Source organism: Rhodanobacter thiooxydans LCS2 (genome assembly GCF_000264375.1).
GTDB lineage: Bacteria > Pseudomonadota > Gammaproteobacteria > Xanthomonadales > Rhodanobacteraceae > Rhodanobacter > Rhodanobacter thiooxydans.
The window spans coordinates 1-271 of sequence record NZ_AJXW01000155.1 but is presented as its reverse complement, the minus strand read 5'-3'; the positions used below and the strand labels follow the sequence as shown (position 1 = coordinate 271).

The window sequence follows — 271 nt, the reverse complement described above, 5'->3', positions numbered from 1 at the left end:
GGCCGGGGAAGGTGCCCTGATAGTGGCCGCCGAGCAGCCAGAAGTCGCGGAAACGGGCGGTGGCCTTGTCGCCGACGCCGGCCATCAGGCCGAGGGTCAGACCGCGGCTGGAGTTGGGGCCTTCGCGGTAGACCATGCGGTCGGCGATGACGTAGCCACCGGAGCGGCCGTTGTGGTGCATGAAGTTGGCGCCGGTGAGACCAGCCGGCTGGCCGTTGACGTCGGTGTGCACATCCGGCGTGCCGGCGGTGTTGTAGTAGGCGCCGAGCTT

Annotated in this window: 1 protein-coding gene; it reads right to left on the bottom strand. The window is 69.4% G+C overall.

The window, feature by feature from the left end:
- The coding region (locus UUA_RS18320) for a carbohydrate porin (RefSeq protein ID WP_008439725.1) at positions 1-271 on the bottom strand (271 nt) is incomplete at both ends.